This window comes from Spirulina sp. CCNP1310, from assembly GCF_034932185.1.
Lineage (GTDB): Bacteria > Cyanobacteriota > Cyanobacteriia > Cyanobacteriales > Spirulinaceae > Spirulina.
This window is the reverse complement of the sequence record NZ_JAYGHW010000115.1, coordinates 1-1,520: the sequence shown is the minus strand read 5'-3', so window position 1 is coordinate 1,520 and position 1,520 is coordinate 1. Positions and strand designations below refer to the sequence as shown.

At 51.6% G+C, this 1,520-nt stretch carries 1 protein-coding gene; it reads right to left on the bottom strand.

Annotation, left to right across the window (positions count from 1 at the left end; genetic code table 11):
* Positions 1-42 precede the first annotated feature (42 nt).
* Positions 43-1,398 (bottom strand): transposase, encoded by a 1,356-nt coding sequence (locus VB712_RS20310; protein WP_323258179.1) that lies wholly within the window; start codon positions 1,396-1,398, stop codon positions 43-45.
* Positions 1,399-1,520 lie beyond the last annotated feature (122 nt).

Sequence of the window (1,520 nt, the reverse complement as noted above, 5' to 3'; positions counted from 1 at the left end):
CATGAAGCTCTCCCCACCTGCCTGCGGCGAGGTGGGGGTGTCCTATGCTAATCCCGGACTCGTCTGAGTCCACAGATCACACAAACAAGCCCAGCTTCTAGGCGAACCTCCAGAACATTGGCTGGAAGGCTCCTCACTGTCCTTTCGGCGAGTGAGCTGAAGAATCCCTCTTGCGGCAATATTTTGACTTCCATTCAGGTCGCAGTTATACCGCTTCCCGCTGGCAAACACAGCCAGAGCATAGTTTTTTGAGTCTCGCTTCACAATCCCAGACCCATCATAAGCCAGTTTCGAGGTGTAGGCAGCCTTAACCTCAATTACCTTCCCACCCCTTTCTTGCCACTTCATTTCCGTATAATCGCAAATTTTTGCCTTGAGCCACCCATGAAACCGTTGGCGCAACGTCGAGCGTTTCCGCCCCCCCTTCGCCTTCCAACCCTTCAGGTTCTCAAAAACAATTGCCTCCACGTTGAACGCACTGGCAATCTGGACAATCCGCTTAGAAACGATGTGACTGATCTGGTTATTGATGTTGGCGCATTTGCGATAGGTCTGCGCACAGAAGCCCTTGTGGAGCTTCCCTCCCTTTCCCATCGTCTTCCTTGCCCGCATTGCAACGGACTTCAGTCGTTGATCTCGACGGTCTATGTCTCTGCCAGGGTGAATAAATTCACGATGGATTACAGTGCCGCCAAAGGTTACGACTGTGACTGTTGCGGTGGTATTGATCCCCAAGTCAACTGCCACAACATTTTTATCCGGGTTCCGTTTCTCTGGGACACAATCAAACGGAACGGAGAGATGACAAACTCGATCATTGAAGATTAGGGCGGGGGACAGCATTTTGTTGCCCGGTATTCCATGGCGTTCCCGCAACCCGGTGATCTGAACCTTTGTCCAAATCCAATCTGTTCCCGTGAACACTTTGATCTCAATGGCACGATAGCCATGGAGTTTGTAGCATTGACCTTTGTACAGAACTGGATAACAACCGGCTTCAGCCTTGAGGATGGGGGGTTTTGCCTGCCGACGCTGACGCGATAGCCCACATTGCCATTCTCGATAACGGGTGATGTAGCTGCTGACCTGCCCAATGGCAAAGCTGATGGCGGCTCGGCGATAGTAGCTGGGGAACTTGTAAAATACCCCATCCATGGACGGGTACTTGACCACAGGACGTTTAGCGGTGGCGTGGATTAAACGCTCGACCGCAGGGATTTGTTGCTGTGAGGATAAACCCCCCAACTTTGACCAATGGGTGAAGACAATGCCGACCAAATACCGACAGAGCCGACGGTAGACTTTCACCGTTTCGCCAAACAGAACACGCTGTTGGGCGGTTGGGTTTAATGTCCACTTATCGGTTCTGATGATTTTGGTGGGCTTCTTGACTTTCATGGGAGAATTTTAACATCATGACACTGTTTTATGTCGCTCAAAAAGGACGACTAAGACCCACCGCTCCTTGACCCCCACCTGCCTGCGGCGAGGTGGGGGAGTGCGTCGCTCTTTTTGTTCAA